The organism is Arenimonas sp. SCN 70-307, assembly GCF_001724815.1.
In the GTDB taxonomy this organism is placed as follows: Bacteria; Pseudomonadota; Gammaproteobacteria; order Xanthomonadales; family Xanthomonadaceae; genus Arenimonas.
This window is the reverse complement of the sequence record NZ_MEDO01000014.1, coordinates 195419-221227: the sequence shown is the minus strand read 5'-3', so window position 1 is coordinate 221227 and position 25809 is coordinate 195419. Positions and strand designations below refer to the sequence as shown.

29 protein-coding genes are annotated in these 25809 nt (G+C 72.3%); 12 read left to right on the top strand and 17 right to left on the bottom strand.

Annotated elements, in window-relative coordinates; genetic code table 11:
* Positions 1-35: 35 nt before the first annotated feature.
* The 3 genes from ABS41_RS07365 to ABS41_RS07355 are packed head-to-tail and all read right to left on the bottom strand — an operon-like array spanning position 36 to position 1774.
* The gene (locus tag ABS41_RS07365) at positions 36-587 is read right to left on the bottom strand and encodes a YceI family protein (RefSeq protein ID WP_290592437.1); all 552 of its coding nucleotides are present in this window, start codon (positions 585-587) and stop codon (positions 36-38) included.
* Between the two features lie 16 nt (positions 588-603).
* The gene (locus tag ABS41_RS07360; protein ID WP_290592434.1) at positions 604-1170 is read right to left on the bottom strand and encodes a cytochrome b; all 567 of its coding nucleotides are present in this window, start codon (positions 1168-1170) and stop codon (positions 604-606) included.
* A complete protein-coding gene (locus ABS41_RS07355; protein ID WP_290592430.1) occupies positions 1148-1774 on the bottom strand; it encodes a YceI family protein in 627 nt (208 codons plus the stop codon). The genes ABS41_RS07360 and ABS41_RS07355 overlap by 23 nt, the downstream gene beginning before the upstream one ends.
* 66 nt (positions 1775-1840) lie before the next feature.
* Here ABS41_RS07355 and ABS41_RS07350 point away from each other — a divergent pair, with 66 nt between their 5' ends.
* Positions 1841-4960 (top strand): hybrid sensor histidine kinase/response regulator, encoded by a 3120-nt coding sequence (locus tag ABS41_RS07350; RefSeq protein ID WP_290592428.1) that lies wholly within the window; start codon positions 1841-1843, stop codon positions 4958-4960.
* Here the strand turns inward: ABS41_RS07350 and hemE are convergent, their stop codons facing one another.
* The 4 genes from hemE to ABS41_RS07330 all read right to left on the bottom strand — a co-directional run bounded on the left by hemE (position 4961) and on the right by ABS41_RS07330 (position 8014).
* A complete protein-coding gene (hemE, locus tag ABS41_RS07345) occupies positions 4961-6037 on the bottom strand; it encodes a uroporphyrinogen decarboxylase (protein WP_290593206.1) in 1077 nt (358 codons plus the stop codon).
* Positions 6038-6044: 7 nt separating this feature from the next.
* Complete coding sequence (locus ABS41_RS07340; RefSeq protein ID WP_290592426.1) at positions 6045-6299, bottom strand: WGR domain-containing protein; 255 nt, start codon at positions 6297-6299, stop codon at positions 6045-6047.
* Between the two features lie 99 nt (positions 6300-6398).
* Positions 6399-7478, bottom strand: coding sequence for a 3-dehydroquinate synthase (gene aroB / locus ABS41_RS07335; protein WP_290592424.1), 1080 nt, complete (start codon positions 7476-7478; stop codon positions 6399-6401).
* Entirely contained in the window at positions 7475-8014 is a 540-nt protein-coding gene (locus ABS41_RS07330; protein WP_290592422.1) for a shikimate kinase, read from the bottom strand. The genes aroB and ABS41_RS07330 overlap by 4 nt, the downstream gene beginning before the upstream one ends.
* A gap of 62 nt (positions 8015-8076) precedes the next feature.
* Between ABS41_RS07330 and ABS41_RS07325 the strand changes: the two genes are divergently transcribed.
* On the top strand, positions 8077-8907 hold the full coding sequence (locus ABS41_RS07325) for an NAD-dependent epimerase/dehydratase family protein (protein ID WP_290592420.1): 831 nt from the start codon (positions 8077-8079) through the stop codon (positions 8905-8907).
* Here ABS41_RS07325 and ABS41_RS07320 read toward each other — a convergent pair.
* Positions 8888-9715 (bottom strand): kinase, encoded by an 828-nt coding sequence (locus ABS41_RS07320; RefSeq protein ID WP_290592418.1) that lies wholly within the window; start codon positions 9713-9715, stop codon positions 8888-8890. The genes ABS41_RS07325 and ABS41_RS07320 overlap by 20 nt on opposite strands.
* A 35-nt stretch (positions 9716-9750) precedes the next feature.
* On the opposite strand from ABS41_RS07320, the gene pdxH reads away from it, so the two are divergent.
* From pdxH to ABS41_RS07300, 4 genes are all read left to right on the top strand, one after another.
* The gene (gene pdxH / locus ABS41_RS07315) at positions 9751-10368 is read left to right on the top strand and encodes a pyridoxamine 5'-phosphate oxidase (RefSeq protein WP_290592416.1); all 618 of its coding nucleotides are present in this window, start codon (positions 9751-9753) and stop codon (positions 10366-10368) included.
* Positions 10365-11165, top strand: coding sequence for an ABC transporter substrate-binding protein (locus ABS41_RS07310; protein ID WP_290592414.1), 801 nt, complete (start codon positions 10365-10367; stop codon positions 11163-11165). Before pdxH ends, ABS41_RS07310 begins: the two co-directional genes overlap by 4 nt.
* Positions 11166-11235: 70 nt before the next feature.
* Positions 11236-11604, top strand: a complete 369-nt coding sequence (locus tag ABS41_RS07305; RefSeq protein ID WP_290592412.1) for a PA2779 family protein — start codon at positions 11236-11238, stop codon at positions 11602-11604.
* Positions 11604-12587 carry a PA2778 family cysteine peptidase gene (locus tag ABS41_RS07300; protein WP_290592409.1) on the top strand — a complete coding sequence of 328 codons (984 nt, stop codon included), beginning with the start codon at positions 11604-11606 and terminating at the stop codon, positions 12585-12587. The genes ABS41_RS07305 and ABS41_RS07300 overlap by 1 nt, the downstream gene beginning before the upstream one ends.
* A gap of 53 nt (positions 12588-12640) precedes the next feature.
* Here the strand turns inward: ABS41_RS07300 and ABS41_RS07295 are convergent, their stop codons facing one another.
* The 7 genes from ABS41_RS07295 to ABS41_RS07265 form a co-directional block, all read right to left on the bottom strand.
* Positions 12641-13315 (bottom strand): hypothetical protein, encoded by a 675-nt coding sequence (locus tag ABS41_RS07295; RefSeq protein ID WP_290592407.1) that lies wholly within the window; start codon positions 13313-13315, stop codon positions 12641-12643.
* A 61-nt stretch (positions 13316-13376) separates the two neighbouring features.
* A complete protein-coding gene (locus tag ABS41_RS07290; protein ID WP_290592405.1) occupies positions 13377-14387 on the bottom strand; it encodes a phosphotransferase family protein in 1011 nt (336 codons plus the stop codon).
* Positions 14374-15600, bottom strand: coding sequence for an acyl-CoA dehydrogenase family protein (locus ABS41_RS07285; protein ID WP_290592403.1), 1227 nt, complete (start codon positions 15598-15600; stop codon positions 14374-14376). Before ABS41_RS07285 ends, ABS41_RS07290 begins: the two co-directional genes overlap by 14 nt.
* 7 nt (positions 15601-15607) lie before the next feature.
* Positions 15608-16291, bottom strand: a complete 684-nt coding sequence (locus ABS41_RS07280; RefSeq protein ID WP_290592401.1) for a histidine phosphatase family protein — start codon at positions 16289-16291, stop codon at positions 15608-15610.
* Entirely contained in the window at positions 16288-16728 is a 441-nt protein-coding gene (locus tag ABS41_RS07275) for a DUF4426 domain-containing protein (protein ID WP_290592399.1), read from the bottom strand. The genes ABS41_RS07280 and ABS41_RS07275 overlap by 4 nt, the downstream gene beginning before the upstream one ends.
* A gap of 58 nt (positions 16729-16786) precedes the next feature.
* Positions 16787-17608 carry a pyrroline-5-carboxylate reductase gene (gene proC, locus ABS41_RS07270; protein ID WP_290592397.1) on the bottom strand — a complete coding sequence of 274 codons (822 nt, stop codon included), beginning with the start codon at positions 17606-17608 and terminating at the stop codon, positions 16787-16789.
* Positions 17605-18309 (bottom strand): YggS family pyridoxal phosphate-dependent enzyme, encoded by a 705-nt coding sequence (locus ABS41_RS07265; protein ID WP_290592395.1) that lies wholly within the window; start codon positions 18307-18309, stop codon positions 17605-17607. Before ABS41_RS07265 ends, proC begins: the two co-directional genes overlap by 4 nt.
* Before the next feature lie 87 nt (positions 18310-18396).
* Here ABS41_RS07265 and ABS41_RS07260 point away from each other — a divergent pair, with 87 nt between their 5' ends.
* From ABS41_RS07260 to ABS41_RS07235, 6 genes are all read left to right on the top strand, one after another.
* Positions 18397-19434, top strand: coding sequence for a type IV pilus twitching motility protein PilT (locus ABS41_RS07260; protein WP_290592393.1), 1038 nt, complete (start codon positions 18397-18399; stop codon positions 19432-19434).
* Between the two features lie 77 nt (positions 19435-19511).
* Entirely contained in the window at positions 19512-20642 is a 1131-nt protein-coding gene (locus ABS41_RS07255) for a PilT/PilU family type 4a pilus ATPase (RefSeq protein WP_290592391.1), read from the top strand.
* 3 nt (positions 20643-20645) lie between these two features.
* The gene (locus tag ABS41_RS07250; protein ID WP_290592389.1) at positions 20646-21467 is read left to right on the top strand and encodes a hypothetical protein; all 822 of its coding nucleotides are present in this window, start codon (positions 20646-20648) and stop codon (positions 21465-21467) included.
* A gap of 30 nt (positions 21468-21497) precedes the next feature.
* Entirely contained in the window at positions 21498-22061 is a 564-nt protein-coding gene (locus ABS41_RS07245; protein WP_290592387.1) for a YqgE/AlgH family protein, read from the top strand.
* Positions 22058-22528 carry a Holliday junction resolvase RuvX gene (gene ruvX, locus ABS41_RS07240; protein WP_290592385.1) on the top strand — a complete coding sequence of 157 codons (471 nt, stop codon included), beginning with the start codon at positions 22058-22060 and terminating at the stop codon, positions 22526-22528. Before ABS41_RS07245 ends, ruvX begins: the two co-directional genes overlap by 4 nt.
* The gene (locus tag ABS41_RS07235) at positions 22525-23490 is read left to right on the top strand and encodes an aspartate carbamoyltransferase catalytic subunit (protein ID WP_290592383.1); all 966 of its coding nucleotides are present in this window, start codon (positions 22525-22527) and stop codon (positions 23488-23490) included. Before ruvX ends, ABS41_RS07235 begins: the two co-directional genes overlap by 4 nt.
* Before the next feature lie 458 nt (positions 23491-23948).
* Here ABS41_RS07235 and ABS41_RS07230 read toward each other — a convergent pair whose 3' ends face one another.
* Positions 23949-24827: an energy transducer TonB gene (locus ABS41_RS07230; protein ID WP_290592381.1), complete on the bottom strand. Its 879-nt coding sequence runs from the start codon at positions 24825-24827 to the stop codon at positions 23949-23951.
* Positions 24820-25776 carry a glutathione synthase gene (gene gshB, locus ABS41_RS07225; protein WP_290592379.1) on the bottom strand — a complete coding sequence of 319 codons (957 nt, stop codon included), beginning with the start codon at positions 25774-25776 and terminating at the stop codon, positions 24820-24822. The genes ABS41_RS07230 and gshB overlap by 8 nt, the downstream gene beginning before the upstream one ends.
* Positions 25777-25809 lie beyond the last annotated feature (33 nt).

The following is a 25809-nucleotide window of genomic DNA, read 5'->3' as shown; positions in this document are numbered from 1 at the left end:
GGCGGCGGCACGGCCGCCCCCGCGCCCTGCAAGCCTCATTTCGCCGTCAGCTCCAGGCGCGTGCGCACCTTCACTTCATCGGGCAGCAGGCCGGTGTCGGCCCAGTCGCCTTCGCCGACCTTGAAGGCCAGGCGCGCCAGCGTGGCCTCGCCCTCGAGCACGGCGGGCGTGCCGGGCTGCCAGCGGAAGCTGAGCGGCACCTTGCGGGTGACGCCGTTGAGCGTGAGCTCGCCCTCGGCCACGTAGCGGTCGCCGCCGAGCGCGCGGAACGCGGTGGCGACGTAGCGCGCCTCGGGGCGCGCGCCGGCGTTGAAGAACTCCGGGCCCACCAGCATCTCGTCGCGCTCTTCGTTGTCGGTGCCGGCGCTGGCCAACTCGATGCGCACGTCGAAGCGGCTGCCGGCGAGGTTGGCCGGGTCGAAGGTGATGGCGGGGCTGAAGCGCGCGAAGCGGCCCTCGAAGGCTTCGCCCATGTAGGTGGCGGTGAAGCCCAGGCGCGAACCGGGGCCGGCCTGCCAGTCGGCGCCGTGCGCGAGGGGCGCGGCCAGGGCGAGCAGCATCGTCAGGGTGGGGATCAGGCGCTTCATTGCATCTCCAGGCATTTCAGGGGGCGTCGGCCGGCGGCTTGAGCCCGGGCGTCATGCGCGCCAGCGTGGCGTCGCGGTCGAAGTAGTGGTGCTTGAAGGCCGCGGAGGCATGCACCAGCACGATCAGCACCAGCGCATAAAACAGCCATTCGTGCATGGACAGCGCGAAGGCCTTCACGTCCGGGTCGTAGGCGCTGAGCTTGGGCAGGCCGAACAGGCCGAACCACTTGAGCGGGAAACCCGAGGCCGAGTTGTACAGCCAGCCGCTGAGCGGCATCGCCAGCAGGATGACGTACAGCGCGCCGTGCGAGGCCTGCGCGGCGAAGCGCTGCCAGGCCGGCGTGCCGGCCACCGGCGCCGGCGTACCGGCGAAAAGGCGCCAGAGCAGGCGCAGCACGGTGAGCGCCAGCACGGTCAGGCCGAAACTCTTGTGCAGGTTGTAGACCTGGATCTTGGTGGGGGAATTGGGCAGCTCCTGCATCAGCAGGCCCACCGCCACCAGGCCCAGCACCATGGCCACCGTCAGCCAGTGGATCGACAGGCTCACCCAGCCCCAGCGTTCAGTCGTGTTGCGGATCGGCATTGCCGTTCTCCTTGTCGGACCCGTCGTTGGAGCGTACCGCCTCGAGCTGGATTTCCAGCGCGACGGCGCTGCCCACCAGGTTGGTCCAGCGCTCGAGCCCGAAGTCGCGGCGGTCGAGCGTGGCGCTGGCGCTGAAGCCCACGGTGCGGCGGAAACCCACCGGGTTGCGGCCCAGCTTGTTCAGGCGCACGTCCAGCACGAGCGGCTTTTCCACGCCGCGCAGCTGCAGCACGCCGTGCACCCGCGCCGTGCCCTCGCCGGTGGGCTCGACCCGGGTGGAGCGGAACTGCGCCAGCGGGTGGTTCCCGGCGTCGAACCAGCTGCGCGAGAGCATGGTCTGGTTCCAGGCCTCGTCGCCCAGCTGCAGTTGCGCCAGCGGCACGCGCGCCTCGACCCGGGCCGTGGCCCAGTCGTCGGGGTCGAAACGCAGCTCGCCTTCGATCGCCGGCAGCAGGCCGAGCGCGGTCGAGAAGCCGGCGTGGTCGACGCGGAAGAGCACGCGCGTGTGCGCCGGATCGAGCCGCCATGCGGGCGCGTCGGCGGCAGCCGCGCTGCCGGCGCACAGCAGGAGCAGACAACACAGCCCTTTCCTCAGCCGATTCATCGGTTTTCCGACCCTCGTGCATCGGTACGGTGGCTAGTCTAGGCCGCATCCGTTACGGGAGGGTGCATGCGCCTGCCATCGCTGCCGGAACAATGCGTGGCGGTGGTCGCGCTGGTGTGCCTGCTCGCCTGGCCCGCGGCGCCGCGCGCGCAGCCGCCGGCGCCGGCGCCGTTCCGCGTGCATGGCGTGGCCGAGGGCCTGCCCTCGAGCCGCGTCGAGGCCATCGCCCAGGACCGCGCCGGCTACCTGTGGCTGGCCACGGCCGACGGCCTGGCGCGCTACGACGGCCTGGGTTTTCGCGTCTGGCGGCACGAGCCGGGGCGGCCCGGCAGCCTGCCGGGCAACCGGCTCGAGGCCGTGCAGGTGGATGCGCAAGACGGCGTGCGGGTGAAGGTGGCCGGGCACGGCGCGTGGCGGCTGGACGCCGCGCGGCAGCGCTTCGAGCCGGTGGATGGCGCGTTGTCCGCGCCGCCGGGTGCGCCCTCGCTGGTGGACCGCGAGGGGCGGCGCTGGTCGGGCGGGCCGGCGGGGCTTCGCGCCGAGCCGCCGCTGGCCGCGGGGCCGGCGCCGGCCTGGCCGGGCGCGGTGCTTTCGCTGTTCGAGGACCGCGAAGGTGGCCTGTGGTTCGGCACCCGCGACCAGGGCCTGCTGTCGCTGCCGCCTTCGTGGGCGAGCTTCGGTTTCGTGCCCGGCGCCGGCGGCCCGGGGCTGCTGGCCATGGCCGGGGACGCCGCCGCGGGCGCGGAAGCGGACGCGGCGTGGTGGCTGGAAGACGGCCTGCTCTGGCGCGTTGCCGCCGGCCCGGGCGGGCGCGAAGCCGTGCCGGTGCAGCCGGCCTTGCCCGACGCGCCGGTCACCGCGTTCGCGGCGCTGGCCGACGGCAGCCTGCGGGTGGCCCAGGGTGCGCGCCTCTGGCGCCTTCGGCCGGTGGCGCGCGGCTTCCGGCGCGAAGCCCTGCCCGACGCCGCCTGGCCGGTGCGGCAATGGCTGCCGGCGGGCGACGGCAGCCTGTGGGCCGTGGGCGAAGCGGCGTCGCTGCACTGGCCCGACGAGACCGCGCCGCCACGCGAGGTGGCCGCCGGCCTGCCGCTGTGGCTCGGCCCCGAGGGCCAGCCCTGGCGAACCACGGCCGATGGGCTGCAGCGCTGGTCCGACCACGCCGGCGCCTTCGTGCCGGTGCCGGGCGCGCCCGCCGGAGATTGGCGCGAGCTGCATGCCGACCCCGATGGCCAGGTCTGGCTCGCGGCGCCGGCGCGGCTGGTGGGGCTGCTCTGGCGCGACGGCGTGCTGCAGCCGCGGCACGAATTCGATGCCGGCGACGGCGTGCCGGCGGTGGAGGCGCTGCAGCTGGCGCGCGACCCGGGCGGCGCGCTGTGGCTGGCCACGCCGCGGGGGCTGTGGCGGCTCGATCCGTCCGCGGGTGCGCTGCGCCGCTTCGGCATCGGCGACGGCCTGGCCGTGCAGGAATTGGGCGAGCACGGGCTGTGGGTGTCGCCCGGCGGCCACGGCCTTGCGCTCACCGCGCGCGGCCTGCAGCGCTTCGACACGCGGCGGCTGGATCGTCGTGCGCTGGCGCCGCCGCCGGTGGCGATCGAGTCGCTGCGCCTGCGGCGCGAGGGGCGCGAGCTGGCGCTGCCGCCCGACACCACCCTGCTGCGGCTCGGGCCCGCCGACCAGGACCTGCGCGCTTCGGCGCGGCTGCTGTCCTTCGTCGAGCCGGCGGCGCATCGCTACCGCTTCCGGCTCGAGGGTTACGACGCCGGCTGGGTGGAAGTCGGTGCGCACGGCGAGCGCGTCTTTCCGCGCCTCGGGCCGGGCCGCTTCGAACTGCACGTCGAGGGCGCGCTGCCCGATGGCGCGTGGTCGCCGACGCACCGCATCACCGTGCTGGTCGATCCGCCCTGGTGGCGCACGCGCACGGCCCTGGCCGGCGGCGGGCTGGCTGGCCTGGTGCTGCTCACGCTGGCTGCTCAGGGGCACCGCTCCCGCCTGCGGCGGCGCGAAGCCTGGCGGCTGGCGCAGGCGCGCCAGCAGCTGGCCGAGCAGAACTCCGAAGCCAAGACCCGTTTCCTGGCCACGCTCGGCCACGAAATCCGCACGCCCATGACCGGCGTGCTCGGCATGGCCGAGCTGCTGCAGGGCAGCGCGCTCGACCCCGAGCAGCGCGCGCGTGTCGACGCCATCCAGGGCGCCGGCCGCCACCTGCTTCGGCTGGTGAACGACACGCTCGACCTGGCCCGCATCGAAGCGGGCAAGCTCGAGCTCGAGGACGCGCCCTTCGCGCTGCGCCCGCTGCTCGACGAACTTTCAGGCCTGCTGCGGCCGCTGGCCGAAGCCAAGGGCCTGGCCTTCACCCTGCGCTGCGACGGCGACGTGCCCGGCTGCCTGCGCGGCGACGCCACGCGGGTGCGGCAGATCCTGCTCAACCTAGCCAGCAACGCCATCAAGTTCTGCGAGAAGGGCGGCGTGGCCCTGCACGTGGGCGTGCGTGCGCCCCAGGGCGTGGCCATCCTGGTGCGCGACACCGGCCCGGGCCTGGCCACAGGCCAGCAGGCGCGCCTGTTCCAGCGCTTCGAGCAGGGCACGCCCGGCCGCGCCTCGGGCCGCTACGGCGGCAGCGGTCTCGGTCTGGCGATCAGCCAGGAGCTCGCCGCGGCGATGGGCGGCTCGATCTCCGTGAGCAGCGAACCGGGGCAGGGCGCCACCTTTCGCGTCGAACTGCCCTTGCCCGCCGTGGTGCTGCCGGCGGTGGCGCCGGCGGCGCGGGCACCGCGGGCCGCAGGCCATGTTGGTCGCCGCCTGCTGCTGGTCGAGGACGATGCGGTGGTGGCGCAGGTGGTGCAGGGCCTGCTCGAGCGACAGGGCCACGCCGTGGAGCACGCGGCGCACGGCCTGGCGGCGCTCTCGGCCCTGGCCAGCGGACCCTTTGATGCTGCGCTGCTCGATCTCGACCTGCCGGGCCTCGACGGTCTCGAACTGGCGCGCCTGCTGCGCCGCCAGGGCCAGCACATGCCGCTGCTGGCGATCACCGCGCGTGCCGACGCGGCGGCCGAGCGCGAGGCCCGCGCCGCCGGCATGAAGGGTTTCCTGAGGAAGCCGGTGACCGGCACGATGCTGGCCGAGGCGTTGCGTTCACTGTGGGCGGCCGCGCCGCGCGAAGACGGCGACGCGCGCCCCCCGGGCTGATCAGCCCCTGCGGCTGTGCTGGTGCACGGCGTCAACCAGCACGCGCACGTGCTCGGGGTCCATGTCCGGGCTCATGCCGTGGCCGAGGTTGAAGACGTGGCCCTCGCGCGAGCCGCCGTTGGCGGCCGCGTAGTCGTCCAGCGCCCGGCCGGCTTCGGCGCGGATCACCTCCGGCGAGGCGTAAAGCGTCGCCGGGTCGAGGTTGCCCTGCAGCGCCACGCTGCCGCCGGTGCGGCGGCGGGCCTCGCCCAGGCCCACGGTCCAGTCCACGCCCACGCCTTCGGCGCCGCTGGCGGCCAGTTCCTCGAGGTAGGGCGCATTGCCCTTGCCGAACAGGATCAGCGGCGCGCGCCCGGCGCCGTCGCCGCGCGGCAGCTCGGCGGCGATGCGCTGCAGGTAGCGCAGCGAGAACTCGCGGTACAGGTGCGGCGCGAGCACGCCGCCCCAGGTGTCGAACACCTGCAGCGCCTGCGCGCCGGCAGCGTGCTGCGCGGCAAGGTAGGCGATGACGGCGTCGGTGGTCACTTCCAGCAGCCGGTGCATGGCGGCCGGGTTGCCCAGGGCCAGCGACTTGATGCGGGCGAAATCCTTGCTGCCGCCGCCCTCGACCATGTAGCAGGCCAGGGTCCAGGGGCTGCCGGAGAAGCCGATCAGCGGCACGCTGCCGTCGAGCTCGCGGCGGATGAGCGAGACCGCGTCCATCACGTAGCGCAGTTCGGTGCCCATGTCGGGCACGGCCAGCTTCGCGATGTCGGCCTCGCTGCGCACCGGGCGCTCGAACTTCGGGCCCTCGCCCTCGGCGAAGTACAGGCCCAGGCCCATGGCGTCGGGCACGGTGAGGATGTCGGAGAACAGGATGGCGGCGTCGAGTGCGTAGCGGCGCAGCGGCTGCAGCGTCACCTCGCAGGCCAGCTCGGGATTCGTGGCCAGGCCCATGAAGCTACCGGCCTGCTTGCGGGTGGCGCGGTACTCGGGCAGGTAGCGGCCGGCCTGGCGCATCAGCCAGACGGGCGTGCAGTCCACGGGTTCGCGGCGCAGGGCGCGCAGGAAACGGTCGTTCTTGAGGCTCACGGCAATCCTTCGTTCAACGCGGCGCGTCGGCGCCCTGGGCGAACATGACCTGGAAACCCTTGCGGACCTGGGCATCGCGGGCCTTCTCGAACGCCGACAGGGCGGCATCACGCTCGAGGAACTGTTCGCGCTTGAGTTGCACCTTGCCGCCGATCTGGCCGGTTTCGCGCAGCAGGCTCCAGCCGCCCAGCAAATCCTGCTGGAGGATGAGCTGGACGTACTTGGGCTGTTCGCCGGGACCGGGTTTTTGCTGCAGCAACAGGCGCATAAGTCCCCCATTGTATCCCGTACCCCACGACCCCGTCCCACCCAACGCCCCCTGTAGGAGCGCCTTCAGGCGCGAATCTTCTCGCCTTGTGGGGCTGGGTCAGGGGCGGAGTACGGGAAGCAGGGCGGTGTCGGGGATGTCGTTGGCGATTTCGGCCTGGCCGAGGCCGCGCCAGACGATCAGGCGCAGAGTGCCGGAGACGGCTTTTTTGTCCAGGCGCATGCGGGCGAGCAGCGCGTCGGGGTCGAGGCCGGGCGGGATGGCGGTGGGCAGGCCGAGGCGGGTGAGCAGGGTAGCCAGGCGCCCGGCGTCGGCGGCCGGGGCGCGGCCCAGCTGGGCCGACAGCCGGGCGGCGAGCACCATGCCCACGGCCACCGCTTCGCCGTGCAGCAGCCCGCCGTAGCCCTGTTCGGTTTCGATGGCGTGGCCGAAGGTGTGGCCCAGGTTGAGCAGCATGCGCTCGCCGCGCTCGGTTTCGTCGCGCGCCACGATGCCGGCCTTGTGCGCGCAGCAGCGGGCGATGGCCTCGGCCAGCACCGCCGGCTCGCGCGCGAGCAGCGCGTCGGCGTGCTCCTCGAGCCAGGCGAAGAAGGCGGCGTCGCCGAGCGCGCCGTACTTCACCACCTCGGCCAGGCCCGCGCGCAGCTCGCGCGCCGGCAGCGTATCGAGCGTCGCGGTGTCGGCGACGACGGCCGCCGGCTGGTGGAAGGCGCCGACCAGGTTCTTGCCCTGCGGCAGGTCGACCGCCGTCTTGCCGCCCACCGAGCTGTCCACCATCGCCAGCAGCGTGGTCGGCAGCTGCACGAAGCGCACGCCGCGCATCCAGCAGGCGGCCGCGAAGCCGGCCAGGTCGCCGACCACGCCACCACCGAGGGCGATGATGGTCGCGTCGCGGCTGGCGCCGAGCGCGGCCAGCGCGGCCATCACTTCGCCAAAGCGCGCCAGCGTTTTTTCCTGCTCGCCCGGCGGCAGCACCACGGTGCCCAGCTGCTTGCCCGCCAGCGCCGACTGAACGTGGGGCAGATAGTGCGGCGCCACGTTGGCGTCGGTGACCACCAGCGCATGCCGGCCCGGCACCAGCGCGGCCAGCGCGGCGCCCTCGCCGAGCAGGCCGCGGCCGATGCGGATGGGGTAGCGACGCGCGCCGAGCGCGACTTCAAGTTCGCGGATGTCGCTCATGCCGCCTCCACGCGCTGCCAGTGCGCCTGTACCTGCGCGTGCAGGCGATCCGTGGCCGCGGCCACGCTCAGGCCGTCGGCATCGAAGGCCAGGTCGGCCAGCGCGGCATAGATCGGCCCGCGCTGGGCGGCCAGGGCCTCGAGCCGGGCCTGCTTGTCGCTGCCGGCCAGCAGCGGGCGGCTGCGGTCGCGGGCCAGGCGCTCGAGCTGCTGCGGCACGCTGGCCTGCAGCCACACCACGAAGCCGCGCGCCGACAGCGCGCGCCGGTTGGCCTCGTCGAGCACGGCGCCGCCGCCGGTGGCCACCAGCTGGCCGCGGCCCTGCATCAGTTCGGCCACCAGGGCCGCCTCGCGCTGGCGGAAGCCCGCCTCGCCCTCGCATTCGAAGATGACGGGCACGGCCACGCCGGTGCGCTCCTCGAGCAGGTGGTCGCAGTCGACGAAGGCCAGGTCCAGGCGCCTGGCCAGCTGCCTGCCGATCGAGGTCTTGCCCGCGCCCATGGGGCCGACGAGCACGAGGTTTGGCGCGGGATTCATGGGGCCCGATGCTAGCATCCGGGCGCATCGCGACCGCGTGTGGATCGCGCAAAGGGACGGGCATGGCCGGGACAAACCAAGGCGGGCCGGTGGTGGTGGCGGGGGCGGGCGACGTTGGCGGCCGGCTGGCGCGCCGCCTGGCCGCTGCCGGCACCGAGGTCATCAGCCTGCGCCGCAGCGCCGTCGAGGCCGGCCCCGGCATCCGCACGCTGCAGGCCGACCTGGCCAGCGGCCGCGGCCTGCAGGCACTGCCGCGCGAGTGCGCGGCGCTGGTGTTCTGCGCGGCGCCCGACGCCCGCGAGCCGGCCGCCTACCGCGCGCTTTATGTCGAAGGCCTGCAGCGCCTGCTCGAAGCCAGCCAGGCGCTGCGCGTGCTGATGACCTCGTCCACCGCCGTCTACGGCGAGGACGCCGGCGAGTGGGTGGACGAAACCACGCCGGCGCGGCCGCCGGCCTTCAACGGCGAGGTGCTGCGCGAGGCCGAGGCCTTGCTGGCCGCGCATCCCGGCGGCGTTTCACTGCGCCTGTCGGGCCTGTACGGCCCGGGCCGCGAGTGGCTGCTGCGCCGCGCCCGCGCCGGCGAGCCGGGCGCGCGCCGCTGGGGCAACCGCATCCACGTCGAGGACGCCGCCGCCGCGCTGGCGCACCTGCTGGTGCTGCCGTCGCCGGCGCCGCTTTACCTGGGCAACGACGACCTGCCGGCGCTCGAATGCGAAGTGCTGGCCTGGGTTCGCGAACGCGAGGGCCTGCCGGCCGTGCCCTCGCCGCCTCCGGGCCCGGAAAGCGGCCGCCGCGTGTCGAATGCCCGCCTGCGCGCCAGCGGCTGGGCGCCGGCGTTTCCCGACTACCGCGCCGGTTACGGCCCGCTCTTGCTCAGCCCGACGGAGCGCTGAGCACCCGTCGATCCGCGCCCAGCGCGATCACCTGGTCGGCGATGCCGGGCAAGGCCTGCATCGCCCGCCGGCTGGTGCGCTCGAAGAACAGGATGAAGCGCTCCACCTGGGCCCGCGACATCGCCTGGCGGCCCGGGTTGGCGGCCTGCAGCGTCAGTTCCTGCTGCCAGCGCCAGGTGGGCACGACCTCGAAGCCGGGGCCGCGCAGCCAGGTGAGGTGGTCGAGCCGCTGCCAGAGCGGCGCATAGCCGGCGAGCGCGTCATTGCAGAAGCGGCGCCAGGTGCCGTCGGGGTCTTCGTCGCGTTCGAGCGGATTGAGCGGCGTGGCCAGCGCGGCCGCGTCCTCGGCCGGCACCTTGTGGAACCAGCCTTCGAAGACGACGGCCCGGGCGCCGGCCGGCGAGCGCGGCCAGCGCGAGGGCGGCAGGCGGCGGTCGCTGATCTTGTCGAAGCGCGGCAGCGGCACCTGGCGGCCCGCGCGCAGGCCGTCGAGGGTTTCGATCGCCAGCGCCAGGTCGTGGCTGCCCGGCGGCCCGCGGGTGGCCAGCAGCGGGTGCACGCTGCGGCCCAGGGCCTGGCGCTCACGCCGGCCGAGGTAGAAGTCATCGATGGAAAGCACCACCACCGGCAGGCCGCGCCGGCGCGCCATCGCCGCCATGTCGGCGGCCAGGGTGGACTTGCCGGTGCCCTGCAGGCCGGTCAGGCCATACACGGGCACCTCGGCGACCAGGCCGAGGGCCTCGGCCAGGCGCGCGGCGATGAAGTCGGGCGTGTGGTGGCCGCCGGAAGGGTGCAGGGAAGGGTCCATCGGCGCGACAATAAGCCAAGCCTTGGGAGCACGTGATGAACGATTCGTCTGCAACGCCCACCGACCCGCTGCTGGCCGAAGCCCTGGCCACCTTCTCGGCCCTGCTGGCCGAGGCCACGCAGGCCGGCGACCCCGAGCCCACGGCCATGACCGTGGCCACCGCCGACGACCAGGGCCGGCCCTCGGCGCGCACGGTGCTGCTCAAGTCGCACGACGAACGCGGCTTCGTCTTCTACACCAACTACGACAGCCGCAAGGGCCGCCAGCTCACCGGCAACCCGCACGCGGCGCTGCTGTTCCTGTGGAAGACGCTGCGCGAGCAGGTGCAGGTGAAGATCGAGGGCACGGTCGAGCCGGTGTCGCTGGCCGAGGCCGATGCCTATTTCGCTTCGCGCCCGCGGCCGAGCCAGATCGGCGCCTGGGCTTCGCTGCAGTCGCAGGCGATGGCCTCGCGCGAGCAGTTCGAGGCGCGCTTCACGGCGTTCGAAAAGAAATTCGAAGGCAGCGAGGTGCCGCGGCCGCCCCATTGGTCGGGCTTCCGCGTGGTGCCCGAGCGCATCGAGATCTGGTACGGCGCGAAGTACCGCCTGCACGAGCGCCACCACTACGAACGCGTCGACGGCGCCTGGACCAAGCGGATGCTGTATCCGTGAGCCACGGCCCGCGGCGCATCGTCTGCCTCACCGAGGAGCCCACGGAAGTCCTGTACGCCCTGGGCGAGCAGGATCGCATCGTCGGCATCAGCGGCTTCACGGTGCGGCCACCCAGGGCGCGCAAGGAAAAGCCCAAGGTCAGCGCCTTCACCTCGGCGAAGATCGACGAGATCCTGAAGCTGCAGCCGGATTTCGTGGTCGGTTTTTCCGACATCCAGGCCGACATCGCCGCCGAGCTGGTGCGGCGCGGCGTGGAGGTGTGGATCAGCAACCACCGCAGCGTGGACGGCATCCTCGACTACGTGCGGCGGCTCGGCGCGCTGGTGGGCGCGGCCGCGGCGGCGAACGAGTACGCCGACGGCCTGCGCCGCGGGCTGGACGCAGTGGTCGCCGAAGCGGCCACGCTGCCGCGCCGTCCGAAGGTGTATTTCGAGGAATGGGACGAGCCGCGCATCAGCGGCATCCAGTGGGTGGCCGAACTGGTGCGCATCGCCGGCGGCGACGACATCTTCCCCGAGCTGGCGGCGCAGTCGCTGGCCAAGTACCGCATCCTGGCCAACGACGACGAAATCATCGCGCGCGCGCCGGACATCGTGTTCGGCTCGTGGTGCGGCAAGAAGTTCCGCCCGGACAAGGTCGCCGCGCGCCCGGGCTGGCAGCACGTGCCGGCGGTGCGCGGCGGCGCGCTGCACGAGATCAAGTCGCCCATCATCCTCCAGCCCGGCCCCGCGGCGCTGACCGAGGGCGTGCGCGAGATGGCGGCGCACATCCGCGCCTGGGCCCGGGCGGCAAGCTGAACGCGGCGGGTTGGCGCTGCGGGCGGGCTGTGGCATAAGGAAAGCCCCCCGCGACTGAACGGAGTAAACCATGGCAAGCAAGATCGTGGCGTTCGTGCTGTCCGTTGCCCTCGTGTTCGCCGGCACCACCAGCCTGGCCAATGCAACCCTGATCTCCACCCAGCAGGCCGTCGCCGTCGAGTCCCGCGCCGCCCAGGAAGCGCAGGTGCGCGAAGCCCTGGCCCGCGAGGACGTGGCGCGCATGATGGTCGAGATGGGCGTGGACCCGTCCGACGTCGACGGCCGCATCGCCTCGCTCAGCGACGCCGAACTGGCCCAGCTGCACGGCCAGCTCGAGGAGCTGCCGGCCGGCGGCGTGCTCGCCGTGCTGGGCATCGTGCTGGTGGTGCTGATCGTGCTCGAGCTCACCGGCACCATCGACATCTTCAAGCGCGCCTGATGCGCCTGGCGTCCCGGAACGCGCGCCGCCTCCTGCGGTGCGCGTTTCTTTTTTCGGCGCTGGCGCTGGCCGGCTGCGCGGTGAATCCGCGCATGCAGCTGCCGGCCGGCGAAGCCCTCGTGCTCGGGGGCGTGCCCTTCCATCCGCAAACCGAATACCAGTGCGGCCCGGCTGCGCTGGCCGGCGTGCTGGGCGCCAGCGGCGTGGAAACCTCGCCCGAGGCGTTGCGCCCGCAGGTGTTCCTGCCGGGTCGCAAGGGCAGCCTGCAAGTGGAGCTGCTGGCGGCCAGCCGGCGCGCAGGCCGCATTCCCTACGTGGTCGATGGCGAGCCGCAGGCGCTGCTGGACGAACTCGAGGCCGGCCGCCCGGTGCTGGTGCTGCAGAACCTGTGGACGCCGAGCGTGCCGCGCTGGCACTACGCGGTGGTGGTGGGCAGCGAGCCGGCGCGCAATCGCCTGGTGCTCAACACCGGCGTGGACGAACGCAAGCCGGTGCGTGCGCGCAGCTTCCTGCGCACCTGGGACTGGGCCGGGCGCTGGGGTTTCGTGGCGATGCGGCCGGGCGAACTGCCGGCGCGTGCCGATCCGCTGCGGTATGCCGAATCGGTGGCGGCCTTCGAGGCCGTGGGCGGCGTGGAGGCCTCGCGCCGGGCCTGGGAGGCCGCGCGCACGCGCTGGCCGGACGATCCGCGCGCCTGGCTGGCGCTGGGCAACCTCGACTACGGTGCCGGCGACAAGCGCGCGGCGCTGCGCTGGTTCCAGGGCGGCCTGGCCGCCGCGCCCGGCGACCCTGTGCTGGCCAACAACGCCGCCACGGTGCTGGGCGAGCTCGGCTGCGGCGACAGCGCGCGCGCACTGCTCGAGCCCGTGCAGTTCGCCACTCCCGCGTCTTCGCCGTGGCGGGACGCGCTCGAAAAAACGCTGGCCGCGCTGCCGGGCGGTGAGGCGGCGGATTGCGGGGCTCTCGATTTGAACGCGGATTGACGCGGAAAAACGCGGATAAGGGCCGATCAAGACCGATAGAGCATCTGACTCAGTCAGATCTCACACCGCCAACCGTTGACCACTGAAACTATGGCTTCATCAAGCTCGGTGAAGTCCGTGGGTACGATCTGTGGCGACTCGAAAGAATAGGAAATCGAGAGATTCCCATTCACGAAGCTGCGTTGACAGAAAATGTTCTCCGGCGAGTCCGCGAGAGGCTTCTGCACCGAGCCGGATTCATGGCATGTGGCCATCAGCTCGTCGTCGTCCTGAAAAGCGGGGCGGCTGGCACCCGCAGCCGGCACGGACATCTTCCAGATGTACCAGTCCCGCCATAGGCGACTGTTTCGTGCGGACACATAGCGCCCGGAATCAGCGACCGAAAAATTCGTGTCTGGCTCTTCGAGGACTGTGCGCAACAACGCATCCGCGGGTATGGCCGCGTACTTGCGGGGGAGATTGTGGTTCAGCCCATGGACCGTGCCCCCTCTGACGTTACGGGGGAAGGGGCAATCGACAGCGCGATCGCGGTCGCTCCAACAACCCGAAAAGGCAAAGCCGCTCGGGGTGTCCGGCTGGTCTTCGGGGACCCACCAAGGCGCTTGAACGGTCAGGTCGTTTGGAACGCAGAACGTCTCTGCTACGCCGTCGACTTTGTGCTCAGCTGTTTCAGTGACGCTGCCGCCACAGGCGGACAGGAGTGCGACAAACGGCAAAAAGATTCTCATGTGCGGTCTGGCTTCCATTGTGCGCGTATGAAATTCGAAAGCCGGCTTTCGACCAACCCCTTCAGCCACCCAGTGCACGGACGCCCAGTTCGGCCAGCATCGCCGTCATCTGCCCGGCCTGCGCCGCCTGTTCGCTCGAGGCATTGCCCTGCTGGGCGCGCTTGGCCACGCCCTGGGCGATGGCGGCGAGGCGGAAGAAGCTGAAGGCCAGCACGAAGGGCCAGTCGGCCGGGGCGGGCTGGCCGCTGAGTTCGCAATAACGCGCCAGCAGCGCGGCTTCGTCGGGAATGCCCAGCGCCTCGCGGTCCAGGCCCGCCAGGCCGGGCAGGGCCGGGTTGCGCGGCAGGCGCAGGGCCATGCAGAAGTAGCCCAGGTCGGCCAGCGGGTGGCCGAGCGTGCTCAGTTCCCAATCCACTACGGCCAGCACGCGCGGCGCGTCGGCGGCGAACATCAGGTTGTCGATGCGGAAGTCGCCGTGCACCAGGGCGACGCGGCCGTCGTCTTCGGGGCAGCGCGCGGGCAGCCGTTCGATCAGCGCGTCCATCGCCGGGATGGGCTGGGTTTCGCTGGCGCGGTACTGCTCGGTCCAGCGGTGGACCTGGCGCTGGAAGTAGTTGCCCGGCTTGCCGTAGTCGGCCAGGCCGACGCGGGCGGGATCGAGCGAGTGCAGGGCGGCGAGGGTGGCGATGATGGCCTCGTAGTGCGCGCTGCGCTGCGCCGGTGCCATGCCGGGCAGGGACGGATCCCAGTGCACGCGGCCGTCGACGAAGTCCATCAGGTAGAACATCGAGCCGATCACCCCGTCGTCGGTGCACAGGTGCAGCGGCCGCGCCACCGGCACCGGCCCGCCGTGCAGCGCCTGCAGCACGCGGAACTCGCGGTCCACCGCATGCGCCGAAGGCAGCAGCTTGCCCGGCGGCTTGCGCCGCAGCACGTACTTCCCGCTCGCGGCCTCGACGAGGTAAGTCGGGTTCGACTGCCCGCCCTTGAACTTCGTCGCCGTCAGCGGCCCCCGGAAGCCCGCCACGTGGGCTTCGAGGTACGCCGCCAACTCGCCTTCAGGAAGGATCATTGCGACTACCTTTGAGCATGGAGCGGGCGAGGGCGGTGAGGTGGACTTCGTCGGGGCCGTCGGCCAGGCGCAGGCTGCGGGCGCCGGCGTAGGCCTGGGCCAGGAACAGGTCCTGCGAGAGGCCGGCGCCGCCGTGGATCTGGATGGCGCGGTCGATGACGCGGCAGGCCATCGACGGCGCGACGATCTTGATCATGCCCACCAGGTCCTTGGCGCCCTTGTTGCCGTGCGCGTCCAGCGCCGCCGCGGCCTGCAGGGTCAGCAGGCGGGCCTGCTCGATCTCGCAGCGGCTGATCGCGATCGCTTCCTGCGCCATACCGTGCCCGCCCAGCGGCTTGCCGAAGGCCACGCGCGTGCGGGCCCGCTCGACCATGGCCTCCAGCGCGCGCTGCGCCAGGCCGATCAGGCGCATGCAGTGGTGGATGCGCCCCGGCCCCAGCCGCGCCTGCGCGATGGCGAAGCCGCTGCCCGGCTCGCCCAGGCGGCTGGCCACCGGCACGCGCACGTTCTCGAAGGCCAGCTCGACGTGGCCCGAGGGCGCGTCGTCGTAGCCGAACACCGTCAGCGGCCGCACGACGCGCACGCCCGGCGTGTCCATCGGCACCAGCACCATCGACTGGCGCTGGTGCACCGGCGCCTCGGGCTCGGTCACGCCCATCACGATCAGGATCGCGCAGCGCGGGTCGGCCGCGCCGGTGGTCCACCACTTGCGGCCGTTGATGACGTACTCGTCGCCCTCGCGCACGATCGGCAGGGCGATGTTGGTGGCGTCCGAGCTGGCCACGTCGGGCTCGGTCATGGCGAAGCCCGAACGGATCTCGCCGGCGAGCAGCCGCGGCAGCCACGGCAGCTGCTGTGCGGGCGTCGCGAAGTGCATCAGCACTTCCATGTTGCCGGTGTCGGGCGCGTTGCAGTTGAACACCTCCGGCGCCACCAGCGAGCGGCCCATGGCCTCGGCCACCGGCGCGTAGTCGAGGTTCGACAGCCCGCCGGCGGACGCGGGCAGGAACAGGTTCCACAGCCCCTGCGCCCTGGCCTCGGCCTTGAGCGACTCGAGCACCGGCGGGATCGACCAGCGCGTGGCCGGGTCGGCGGCGTGCGCGGCGAACTCGCGCTCGGCCGGAATGATGCGCTCGGCCACGAAGGCCGCGACGCGCGCCTGCAGCTCGCGCGAGCGCGGGGAGAACGGGAACAGGCCGGCGTCGTGGCTCATGCGTGCCTCAGTAGTAGGTCCACAGCTCCCGCTGCCCGTGCAGGTGCGGCAGGGCGTTCCAGCTGCCCAGGCGCAGCCGGCCGGCGTGCGGGTGGAATTCGCTCAGCGCGCTGTTGCGCAGCGAGAGGTTGAGTTCGACCGCGCGTTCGACCGGCACGTCCAGCGCGATCTGCGCCAGCCGCGAGATCACGCCGCCGGAGGTGAGCACCAGCGCCTCGCTGCCGCCGGCCAGGGCCTGCAGCCGCTGGCCGGCGGCGTGCACGCGCTCGCCGAAGGCCTGCCAGCTCTCGGGCAGGCCCGGCAGCTCGTCGCGGGCCCAGGCCAGCAGGGCGGCGCGCAGCATCGCCGCCACGTCCTGCGGCAGGCCGCTGCGGCTGGCCAGCACGATCGGGTGGTCGGCGTTGGCGTTGATGTAGGCGCCGAACACCGCCTCGTGGTCGAACTCGGCGAAACCCGGGTCCTCGTGCAGCTCGGGCAGGCCCAGGCCCTGCTCGTCGAAGGCCTGCAGCACGCCCTCGGCGGTCTGCCGGTGCCGGCGCATGCCGCCGACGACCACGGTCTCGAAGCGGTGGCCGCCGCGGGCCAGCCAGTCGCCCAGCCGCCGCGCCTGTTCGACGCCGCGCCCGGAGAGCTGGTCGTAGTCGGCGGCGCCGTAGCTCGCCTGTCCGTGGCGAACGAGCAGCAGGCTCACTGGGGGAAGAACTCCTGGCGGAAGACGGCCGTCATCGGCTGGGCCTCGCCCTCGATGCGCACTTCCAGCGTGAAGGTCAGCGTGTCCTGGCCGGTGACGCGGGCCTCGCCCAGGTAATACAGCGCATCGCCGTCGCGCACCTCGCGCATGCGCACGTCCTGGCGCTGGCCGACGAGGTTGGTGGCCGACACCGTGACCTGCGCGGCCACGGCTTCGTCCGCGCCCTGTTCGCCGCGGCGGATCGACACGTTCACCAGCGCGCGGTTGGCCGAACGCGTCACGCCGTACTGGCGCGCCACCTCGGGCGTGAGTTCGGTGGTGGGCAGGGCGTTGAAGTGCACGCGCAGGTCGCCCGTGCGCATGAACCCCGAGCCGGCGGCGGGCAGGGCCGCGGCCAGTGCGAGCGCGGCGGCGGCGAGCAAATGCATCGGGCGCATGGCCAGTCCTCCTTCAAGGCGGGCCTGCATCATCGCGCCGCCCGCCCGCCTGCGTCCATCAGCCGGCGCTGAGCTGGCGGCCGCGCTCGGTGGCGGCCGTGATGGCCTCGTGCACGATGCGGCGGAAGTGATTGCCCTCGAAGCTCTCGATCGCCGCCTGGGTGGTGCCACCGGGCGAGGTGACGCGCTGGCGCAGGGTGGCGGCGGGCTCGCCGGTTTCGCTGAGCATGCGCGCCGCGCCCAGGATGGTCTGCAGCACCAGGGTGCGGGCCGTGTCCGGCGCCAGGCCCTGGGCCTCGCCGGCCGCCTGCATGGCCTCGGCCAGCAGGAAGACATAGGCCGGGCCGCTGCCCGACACCGCGGTGACGGCGTCCATCAGGGCCTCGTCGCCGATCCAGGCGGTGAGGCCGGCCGCGCCCATCAGCGCCTCGGCCGCGGCGCGGCCGTCCGCGTCCACGCGCGCATTGGCGAACAGGCCGGTGGCGCCCGCGCCGAGCAGGGCCGGCGTGTTGGGCATGCTGCGCACCACCGCCTGCCCGCCGCCCAGCCAGGCCTCGATCTGCCCGGCGGTGACGCCGGCCGCGATCGACACCACCAGCGGCCGCTGGGCCTGCGCCAGCGGCGCCAGCGATTCGCACACGGCCTTCATCACCTGCGGTTTGACCGCCAGCAGCCAGGTGCCGGCACCCTCGGCGGCCTGGGGCGCGGCCTCGAAGCTGGACACGCCGAAGTCGGCCGCCAGCGCCTCGCGCAGCGCGGCCACGGGCTCGGCCACGCGCAGGGCGGCGGGGGCGTGTCCGCGGGCCACCAGCCCGCCGATGAGGCTGCGGGCCATGTTGCCGCCGCCGATGAAGGCGATGCCGTGCTTTTCCATAGTCATCCGGGTTCCTTGGGAAGGTCTTGGCCGCGCGGGCCGAACAGGGCGGTGCCGATGCGCACCAGGGTGGCGCCTTCGGCGATCGCCAGTGGGAAGTCGTCGCTCATGCCCATCGACAGCGTGTCCACGCCGGGGTGGGACGAGGCCAGCGCGTCGAAGAGTCGTCGCAGCGCGCGGAAGCTGGCGCGGCGCTGTTCCGGGTCGGGCGCGGGCGCCGGGATGGCCATCAGTCCGCGCAGGCGCAGGCGCGGCGCGGCCGCGATGGCGGCGGCCAGCGCCGGCACGTCGGCGGGCGCGCAGCCGGACTTGCTGGCTTCGTCGTCCACGTTCACCTGTATGAGCACGTCCAGCGGCGGCCGGCCGGCGGGGCGGGCCTCGTCGAGCGCCTTCACCAGCTTGGGACGGTCCACCGATTCGACCCAGTCGAACCAGGTGGCGGCCTCGCGCGCCTTGTTCGACTGCAGGTGGCCCACCAGGTGCCACTCCAGTCCCAGGTGCGCCAGCTCGCGGGCCTTGGCCACGCCTTCCTGCACGTAGTTTTCGCCGAAGGCGCGCTGCCCGGCACCGGCCAGGGCGGCCACTTCGGCCGCGCTTCGGGTCTTGGACACGGCCAGCAGCTTCACGCCCGCTGGCCGGCCCGCCAGCTTGGCCGCGTTTTCAATGGTTTGCAGGACACCGTGCAGGGTCTGGCCTGGCGTTTCCATGGGTGGATTTGCCCCTCGTGGATGGCGCTATACTGCCCCGGGAACGTGCGGTCGCCTATCCGTTGACGCGCCAAGGGGACATAGCTAATGGACATTGCCGAGCTGCTGGCATTTTCGGTCAAGAACAAGGCCTCCGACCTGCACCTGTCGGCCGGCCTGCCGCCCATGATCCGCGTGGACGGCGACGTCCGGCGCATCAACATCCCGGCACTGGACCACAAGCAGGTGCACGCGCTCGTGTACGACATCATGTCGGACAAGCAGCGCCGCGACTTCGAAGAGTTCCTCGAGGTCGACTTCTCCTTCGAGATCCCCGGCCTGGCGCGCTTCCGCGTCAACGCCTTCAACCAGAACCGCGGCGCCGGCGCCGTGTTCCGCACCATTCCCAGCCAGATCCTCTCGCTCGAGGAACTGGCCGCGCCCAAGATCTTCTCCGAACTGATCAACCAGCCCCAGGGCCTGATCCTGGTCACCGGCCCCACCGGTTCGGGCAAGTCGACCACGCTGGCGGCGATGGTCGACCACATCAACAAGAACGAGTTCGGCCACATCCTCACCGTCGAGGACCCGATCGAATTCGTGCACACCTCGCAAAAGTGCCTGGTCAACCAGCGCGAGGTGCACCGCGACACCCACGGCTTCAACGAGGCCCTGCGCTCGGCCCTGCGCGAAGATCCCGACTACATCCTGGTCGGCGAAATGCGCGACCTGGAAACCATCCGCCTGGCGCTCACCGCCGCCGAGACCGGCCACCTGGTGTTCGCCACCCTGCACACCTCGTCGGCGGCCAAGACCATCGACCGCATCATCGACGTGTTCCCGGCGGGCGAGAAGCCGATGGTCCGCTCCATGCTTTCGGAGTCGCTGCGCGCGGTCATTTCGCAGTCGCTGCTCAAGAAGGTCGGCGGCGGCCGCATGGCGGCGCACGAGATCATGGTGGCCACCCCGGCCATCCGCAACCTGATCCGCGAGGACAAGGTCGCGCAGATGTACTCGGCCATCCAGACCGGCCAGCAGTACGGCATGCAGACGCTCGACCAGTGCCTGCAGGACATCGTCAAGCGCGGCCTGGTCACCAAGCTGCAGGCCCGCGAGTACGCCAAGGAAAAGAAGCTGTTCGACTGACGTTCGCCGGAGGGGGCCGGCAGGACGCCGCATGAGACCGGCCCCGGGAAGCCTCCCGGGGCCAAACAGGAGCAAGCATGAGCAGTATCGACTTCACCTCCTTCCTGAAGCTGATGGCGCACAAGAAGGCGTCGGACCTGTTCATCACGGCGGGCGTGCCGCCGTCAATGAAGGTCAACGGCAAGCTCTCGCCGATCACCCAGAACCCGCTCACCCCGCAGCAGTCGCGCGACCTGGTGCTCAACGTCATGAACCCCTCGCAGCGCGAGGAGTTCGAAAAGACCCATGAATGCAACTTCGCGATCGGCGTCTCCGGCGTCGGCCGCTTCCGCGTGTCGTGCTTCTACCAGCGCAACCAGGTCGGCATGGTGCTGCGCCGCATCGAGACGCGCATCCCCACGGTCGAGGAGCTGAGCCTGCCGCCGGTCATCAAGACCCTGGCGATGACCAAGCGCGGCATCATCCTCTTCGTCGGCGCCACCGGCACCGGCAAGTCCACCTCGCTGGCGGCCATGATCGGCTACCGCAACCAGAACTCCTCGGGCCACATCATCACCATCGAGGACCCGATCGAGTTCGTGCACAAGCACGAAGGCTGCATCATCACCCAGCGCGAGGTCGGCATCGACACCGACAGCTGGGAGGCCGCGCTCAAGAACACCCTGCGCCAGGCCCCCGACGTGATCATGATCGGCGAGGTGCGCACCCGCGAGGGCATGGACCACGCCATCGCCTTCGCCGAAACCGGCCACCTGGTGCTGTGCACCCTGCATGCGAACAACGCCAACCAGGCGATGGACCGCATCATCAACTTCTTCCCGGAAGACCGCCGCAGCCAGCTGCTCATGGACCTGTCCATGAACCTCAAGGGCGTGGTGGCGCAGCAGCTGGTGCCCACGCCCGACGGCAAGGCGCGGCGCGTGGCGATGGAAATCCTGCTCGGCACGCCGCTGGTGCAGGACTACATCCGCGACGGCGAGATCCACAAGATCAAGGACGTCATGAAGGAGTCCACGAACCTGGGCATGAAGACCTTCGACCAGGCCCTGTTCGAGCTCTACCAGGCCGGCGAGATCAGCTACGAAGACGCCCTGCGCTTCGCCGACTCGGCCAACGAAGTCCGCCTGAAGATCAAGCTGGCCCAGGGCGGCGATGCCCGCACGCTGAGCCAGGGCCTGGACGGCGTGGAGCTGTCGGAAGCCAAGTAAGCCTTGGCCCTCGCCGAGGCATTGCTCACCCTCGCGCTCGCGGCGCCTGCCCCGGCAGGCGCCGCGCCGCGTCCGCTCGATCCGGTCAGCGTCTGGATCGGCGGCTTCCAGCCCCGCTCCGACACCACCGTCACCGCCGGTGCCCGCAACGACGAGTTCGACCTGCGCGGCGAGCTCAATTTCGAGCGCGACCTGGGCCTGGAGCGGCGGCAGCCGGTGAGCCATTTCCGGCTCGATTTCCTCGCCGGCGAGCGCCAGGGCATTTCGCTGGAGTATTACGGCTTCAGCCGCGACAACGAGGTCCGGCTGGCCCGCGAAATCGAGTACGACGGCCGGCTCTATGCCGCGCAGGCCGAGGTCCGCGGCGAGCTCGACTACGCCTTCTCCAGCGCCGCCTGGCGCTGGTGGTTCGGCGAGGAGTCCACGGTCTGGGGCCTGGGCCTGGGCATCGCCCACTACCGCGTGGCCACGGCCTTCGAAGGCCAGGCGACGGTGGAAGGCATCGAGGTCGACGGCCGCAGCGAGAGCCGCGACGCCGCCTTCGCGCCGCTGCTGGCCCTGGGCTGGCGCCACGCCGCCAGCGAGAAGCTGCGCTTTTACGCCGAGGTCTCGGGCGTGGCGAAAAAGGGCGGGCCGCTGCAGGGCCACATCGTCGACACCGCGCTGGGGCTGGAGTGGTTCCCGCTGAAGCGGCTGGGACTGGCGCTCGAGTACGGCGGCACCCACATCCGCCTCGACCGCGAGCGCGACGGCAGCGACGGCGCCGGCGATGCCCGGCTCGACCTCGAGCTGCGCGGACCTTCGCTGTTCCTGCGCCTGCGCTGAGGGCCGGCGCCGGCGCGCTAGAATGCGCGCATGCCCGTACCCCGGTCCTTCGCCGAGCATTTCCTGATCGCCATGCCGGCCATGGACGACCCCAACTTCGTCCGCTCGGTCACCCTGGTCTGCCAGCACGACGAGGGCGGCGCGATGGGCCTGGTCATCAACCACCCGGCCGACGTGCGCTTCGGCGAACTGCTCGACCAGCTCAGGCTGGCCAACGGCGACGCCGCGCTGGCCGAACGCCTCGTGCTCGACGGCGGCCCGGTGCAGCCCGACCGCGGCTTCGTGCTGCACGACGACCCGCGCCCCTGGGACTCGAGCCTGCGCCTGCGCAACGGACTGGCCGTGACCACCTCGCGCGACATCCTCGAGGCCATCGCCCGCGGCGACGGCCCGGCCAACTGGCTGCTGGCCCTGGGCTACGCCGGCTGGGACGCCGGCCAGCTCGAGGCCGAGATGGCCGCCAACAGCTGGCTCACCGTGCCCGCCGACGCCGGCCTGGTGTTCGACATCCCGGTCGAGGCCCGCTGGCGCGCCGCCGCTGGCCGCCTGGGCGTCGACCTCGACCGCCTGGCCGACTACGCCGGCCACGCATGAGCGGCCCGACCACCCTGCTGGGCTTCGACGTCGGCTCGCGCCGCATCGGCGTGGCCGTGGGCAACACCATCTCGGGCAGCGCCAGCGAAGTGGGCGTGCTCGACGTGCATGAAGGCAGCCCGGACTGGCCGCGGCTCGACCGCTGGGTCGGCGAGTGGCGGCCCGACGCGCTGGTGGTGGGCGACCCGGCCACGCTCGACGGCGGCGACCAGCCGGCCCGCCGGCGCGCCCGCGCCTTCGCCCGCGAACTGGCGCAGCGTTACCAGCTTCCGGTGGAGCAGGTGGACGAACGCCGCAGCTCGCAGGAAGCCGCGCGCCGCTTCGCGGCCGGCCGCGCCGCCGGCACCCGCCGCCGCCACCAGGCCAGCCAGCTCGACGCGCTGGCGGCCGTCGTCATCCTCGAGCGCTGGCTCACCGAGCCCGGCGCCCGCCACGCCCCCGAACCCGACACCGACGCCACGCCATGAGCCACGACCTGCAGCTGGGCCCCGACGGCCGCCTCCGCCACCTGCTCGGCCTCGAGGGCCTGCCGCCGGCGCTGCTGCGCCAGCTGCTCGACCAGGCCGAACTGCTTCGCCCGCACGCGCACGGCGGCACCGCGCTGCGCGGCCGCCACGCCGGCCGCACCTGCTGCACGCTGTTCTTCGAGCCGTCCACGCGCACCCGCAGCAGCTTCCAGCTGGCGGCCACGCGGCTGGGCATGGACGTGCTCAACTTCGACGTCTCGACCTCGTCGACCAAGAAGGGCGAGACGGCGCTCGACACGCTCAAGACCATCGAGGCGATGGGCGTGGACCTGTTCGTCATCCGCCACGCCAGCGACGGCGCGGTGGCCGAGCTGGCCGCCGGCGCCAACCCGGGCACGAAGGTGATCAACGCCGGCGACGGCCGCTCGAACCATCCCACCCAGGGCCTGCTCGACATGCTCACGCTGCGCCAGCACAAGGGCGCCGATTTCAGCGGCCTGACGGTGCTGGTGGCCGGCGACGTGCTGCACTCGCGGGTCGCGCGCTCGGACCTGCAGGCGCTGCGCGCGCTGGGCTGCGGCGAAATCCGCGTCTGCGGCCCGGCCAACCTGCTGCCCGGTGCCGAGGTGCTGCGCGGCTGCCGCGTCTTCGACGACATGGACGCGGCGGTCGAAGGCGTGGACGCGGCGATCATGCTGCGCCTGCAGCGCGAGCGCATGGAGCAGGGCCTGGTGCCCTCGCTGGAAGGCTACTACCGCGACTTCGGCCTCACGCCGGCGCGCCTGGCCCGCGCCGCGCCCGATGCCCTCGTGATGCACCCGGGCCCGATGAACCGCGGCGTGGAGATCGACGGCGCCGTCGCCGACGGCCCGCAGTCGGTCATCCTCGGCCAGGTCGCCAACGGCCTGCCCACCCGCATGGCCGTCATCGACCTCCTTCTCGGCGCCACCGCCCCCCTCTGACCCCCTGCTTTTGCAGGAGCGCCTTCAGGCGCGAATCTTTTGCCTTGGCTTTCTGTAGGAGGGCCTTCAGGCCCGGAGCTTTTTGCGGTGAGGTTCCGGTAGCCGGGCTCGCTCCCAGCGAAGGCCCGCCGTACGCGCAGCGCTTTGCCGGGGACGCCGTGAATACGTCCATGTTTTCGAAACCCCGGCAAAGCGCTGCGCGTACGACGGACCGCGAGGGATCTGGGCCGGAGGATCGATTCCAGGATTGCCATCCCTGCCCTGATTCCACGCGCGGGTCGTCGCATGAGCAGTCCCCAGGCCGGACCGTCGGAGACACGGATGTCGACGACGAGGCTACATGGACGTACTTGCGCCGTGTCCGGACTGGGGACTGCTCGTGCGGCGGCCCGGTGCCGGGACCGGTCCCGGCACAAACAGGCCAGTCGGGCCTGAAGGCCCTCCTACAGGGGACGGGGTCAGTCGGAGAGGACGGAGCCGTTCTGGAACTGCCAGGTGCGGGTGATGTGCAGCACGTCGACCTGCTCCTTGGTCTCGGGCAGGGGCGGGTAGGGTTCGGCCAGGCGCACGATGCGCAGGGCGGCCTGGTCGAGCACGCCCAGGCCGCTGGAGCGGTTGATGAGCACGTCCTCGATGGTGCCGTCGCGGCGCACCGCCACCGTCATCACCAGCCGGCCCGACAGCCCGCGCCGGCGCGCCTCGTCGGGGTAGTTGAGGTTGCCTACGCGCTCGACCTTGGCCACCCAGGCCCGCAGGTAGGCGGCGTATTCGTACTCGCGGGTGCTGGCCGAGACGAACTTGCGCTTGGGGCGCTTGGCCAGCAGCTCCTGCCGGCGCTCGATCTCGGCGGCCAGGCGGGCCATCTCCAGGCTCTGCTCGATCAGTTCCTGGCCCGAGGGCAGGGGCTCGGCCTCGGTGTCGCGCTGGTCCTCGGGCACCGGCAGCCGGTCGGGCGAGGGCGCCGTGGTCGCCAGCAGGCGGGGCACCGGCTCGGGCTCGGGCGGCGGGGCCTGGGCCACCAGCGGTTCCGGGGAGATGCCGGGCTCGGGCTTGGGCACCGGCGCCAGCTGCTCCTCGCGCGGACGCTCGGCGCGCTCGCTCTCGCCGCCGCCCTGGTTGTTGGCCTGGGCGATGAAGTCGGCGTCCTCGGGCGGGGTGTCGCTGCGGGTCTCGGTAAGGATGATGTCCAGGGTCGGCGCCACCGGCGCCGCCGTGTCCAGGGCGAAACCCACGCCCAGGATCAGCACCCCGAACAGGATGGCCGACAGGGCCAGGGTGGCCCCGAAGCGGTCGCCGCTGCCCGGGCTCGGGGCGGGCCGGGCGGTGGCCTCAGCCATGGCCGGCCCGGCGGGCCTCGATGGCGTCGAACAGCTGGCCGGCGATGTTCAGGCCGAACTGGGCGTCGAGCTCGCGGATGCAGGTGGGGCTGGTGACGTTGACCTCGGTCAGGTAGTCGCCGATGACGTCCAGGCCCACGAAGACCATGCCCCGGCGCCGCAGCTCCGGGCCCACCTGGGCGGCGATCCAGCGGTCGCGGTCGGTCAGCGGGCGGCCCTCGCCGCGGCCGCCGGCGGCCAGGTTGCCGCGGAACTCGCTGCCCTGGGGGATGCGGGCCAGGCAGTAGGGCACCGGCTCGCCGTCCACCAGCAGGATGCGCTTGTCGCCGTCCTTGATTTCCGGGAGGTAGCGCTGGGCCAGGGCCAGGTCCCGGCCGCCCTGGGTCAGGGTTTCCAGGATCACGTTCAGGTTGGGGTCCGCGGCCGAGGCCCGGAAGATGGAGCGGCCGCCCATGCCGTCCAGGGGCTTGAGCACCACCTGGTCGTGCTCGGCCACGAAATCGCGCAGCAGGGCCGGGTCGCGCGCGACGCGGGTGGGCGGGCAGCACTGCGGGAAGAGCAGGGCGCCGAGCTTCTCGTTGAGGTCGCGCAGGCCGGCCGGGTCGTTCACCACCAGCACACCCTCGGCCTGGGCCACCGAGAGGATGTGGGTGTCGTGCAGGTAATTGGCATCCACCGGCGGGTCGGTGCGCATCAGCACCACGTCCACCGAGGCCAGCGGCCGCGGGGCAGGCTCGCCCAGCGTGAACCAGCCCGAGGGGTCGTCCCGGACCTCCAGCGGCGCCAGCCGGGCCATCGCCCGCGGGCCGTCGAGCCACAGGCCGCCGGGCAGCACGTAGTGCAGCCGGTGCCCACGGCGGCGGGCCTCGAGCAGCATCGCGAAGGTGGAATCCTTGCCGATCTTGATCTTGCCGATCGGGTCCATCACCACGGCCACGTCCAGGGACATCGGCGCCTTCGACTCTGAAAACAGGGGGACGCC

Excerpts from the sequence above, each read along its gene's own strand:
- ABS41_RS07285 (WP_290592403.1), bottom strand. The coding sequence starts at position 15,600 with ATGAGCCACGACGCCGGCCTGTTCCCGTTCTCCCCGCGCTCGCGCGAG.
- ABS41_RS07290 (WP_290592405.1), bottom strand. The coding sequence starts at position 14,387 with ATGATCCTTCCTGAAGGCGAGTTGGCGGCGTACCTCGAAGCCCACGTG.
- ABS41_RS07260 (WP_290592393.1), top strand. The coding sequence starts at position 18,397 with ATGGACATTGCCGAGCTGCTGGCATTTTCGGTCAAGAACAAGGCCTCC.
- aroB (WP_290592424.1), bottom strand. The coding sequence starts at position 7,478 with ATGAGCGACATCCGCGAACTTGAAGTCGCGCTCGGCGCGCGTCGCTAC.
- ABS41_RS07245 (WP_290592387.1), top strand. The coding sequence starts at position 21,498 with ATGCCCGTACCCCGGTCCTTCGCCGAGCATTTCCTGATCGCCATGCCG.
- ABS41_RS07265 (WP_290592395.1), bottom strand. The coding sequence starts at position 18,309 with ATGGAAACGCCAGGCCAGACCCTGCACGGTGTCCTGCAAACCATTGAA.
- ABS41_RS07320 (WP_290592418.1), bottom strand. The coding sequence starts at position 9,715 with ATGGACCCTTCCCTGCACCCTTCCGGCGGCCACCACACGCCCGACTTC.
- ABS41_RS07295 (WP_290592407.1), bottom strand. The coding sequence starts at position 13,315 with ATGAGAATCTTTTTGCCGTTTGTCGCACTCCTGTCCGCCTGTGGCGGC.
- ABS41_RS07330 (WP_290592422.1), bottom strand. The coding sequence starts at position 8,014 with ATGAATCCCGCGCCAAACCTCGTGCTCGTCGGCCCCATGGGCGCGGGC.
- ABS41_RS07360 (WP_290592434.1), bottom strand. The coding sequence starts at position 1,170 with ATGCCGATCCGCAACACGACTGAACGCTGGGGCTGGGTGAGCCTGTCG.
- ABS41_RS07275 (WP_290592399.1), bottom strand. The coding sequence starts at position 16,728 with ATGCGCCCGATGCATTTGCTCGCCGCCGCCGCGCTCGCACTGGCCGCG.
- ABS41_RS07235 (WP_290592383.1), top strand. The coding sequence starts at position 22,525 with ATGAGCCACGACCTGCAGCTGGGCCCCGACGGCCGCCTCCGCCACCTG.
- ABS41_RS07305 (WP_290592412.1), top strand. The coding sequence starts at position 11,236 with ATGGCAAGCAAGATCGTGGCGTTCGTGCTGTCCGTTGCCCTCGTGTTC.
- ABS41_RS07355 (WP_290592430.1), bottom strand. The coding sequence starts at position 1,774 with ATGAATCGGCTGAGGAAAGGGCTGTGTTGTCTGCTCCTGCTGTGCGCC.
- ruvX (WP_290592385.1), top strand. The coding sequence starts at position 22,058 with ATGAGCGGCCCGACCACCCTGCTGGGCTTCGACGTCGGCTCGCGCCGC.
- ABS41_RS07230 (WP_290592381.1), bottom strand. The coding sequence starts at position 24,827 with ATGGCTGAGGCCACCGCCCGGCCCGCCCCGAGCCCGGGCAGCGGCGAC.
- ABS41_RS07325 (WP_290592420.1), top strand. The coding sequence starts at position 8,077 with ATGGCCGGGACAAACCAAGGCGGGCCGGTGGTGGTGGCGGGGGCGGGC.
- ABS41_RS07350 (WP_290592428.1), top strand. The coding sequence starts at position 1,841 with ATGCGCCTGCCATCGCTGCCGGAACAATGCGTGGCGGTGGTCGCGCTG.
- proC (WP_290592397.1), bottom strand. The coding sequence starts at position 17,608 with ATGACTATGGAAAAGCACGGCATCGCCTTCATCGGCGGCGGCAACATG.
- ABS41_RS07340 (WP_290592426.1), bottom strand. The coding sequence starts at position 6,299 with ATGCGCCTGTTGCTGCAGCAAAAACCCGGTCCCGGCGAACAGCCCAAG.
- ABS41_RS07300 (WP_290592409.1), top strand. The coding sequence starts at position 11,604 with ATGCGCCTGGCGTCCCGGAACGCGCGCCGCCTCCTGCGGTGCGCGTTT.
- pdxH (WP_290592416.1), top strand. The coding sequence starts at position 9,751 with ATGAACGATTCGTCTGCAACGCCCACCGACCCGCTGCTGGCCGAAGCC.
- ABS41_RS07255 (WP_290592391.1), top strand. The coding sequence starts at position 19,512 with ATGAGCAGTATCGACTTCACCTCCTTCCTGAAGCTGATGGCGCACAAG.
- ABS41_RS07365 (WP_290592437.1), bottom strand. The coding sequence starts at position 587 with ATGAAGCGCCTGATCCCCACCCTGACGATGCTGCTCGCCCTGGCCGCG.
- gshB (WP_290592379.1), bottom strand. The coding sequence starts at position 25,776 with ATGTCCCTGGACGTGGCCGTGGTGATGGACCCGATCGGCAAGATCAAG.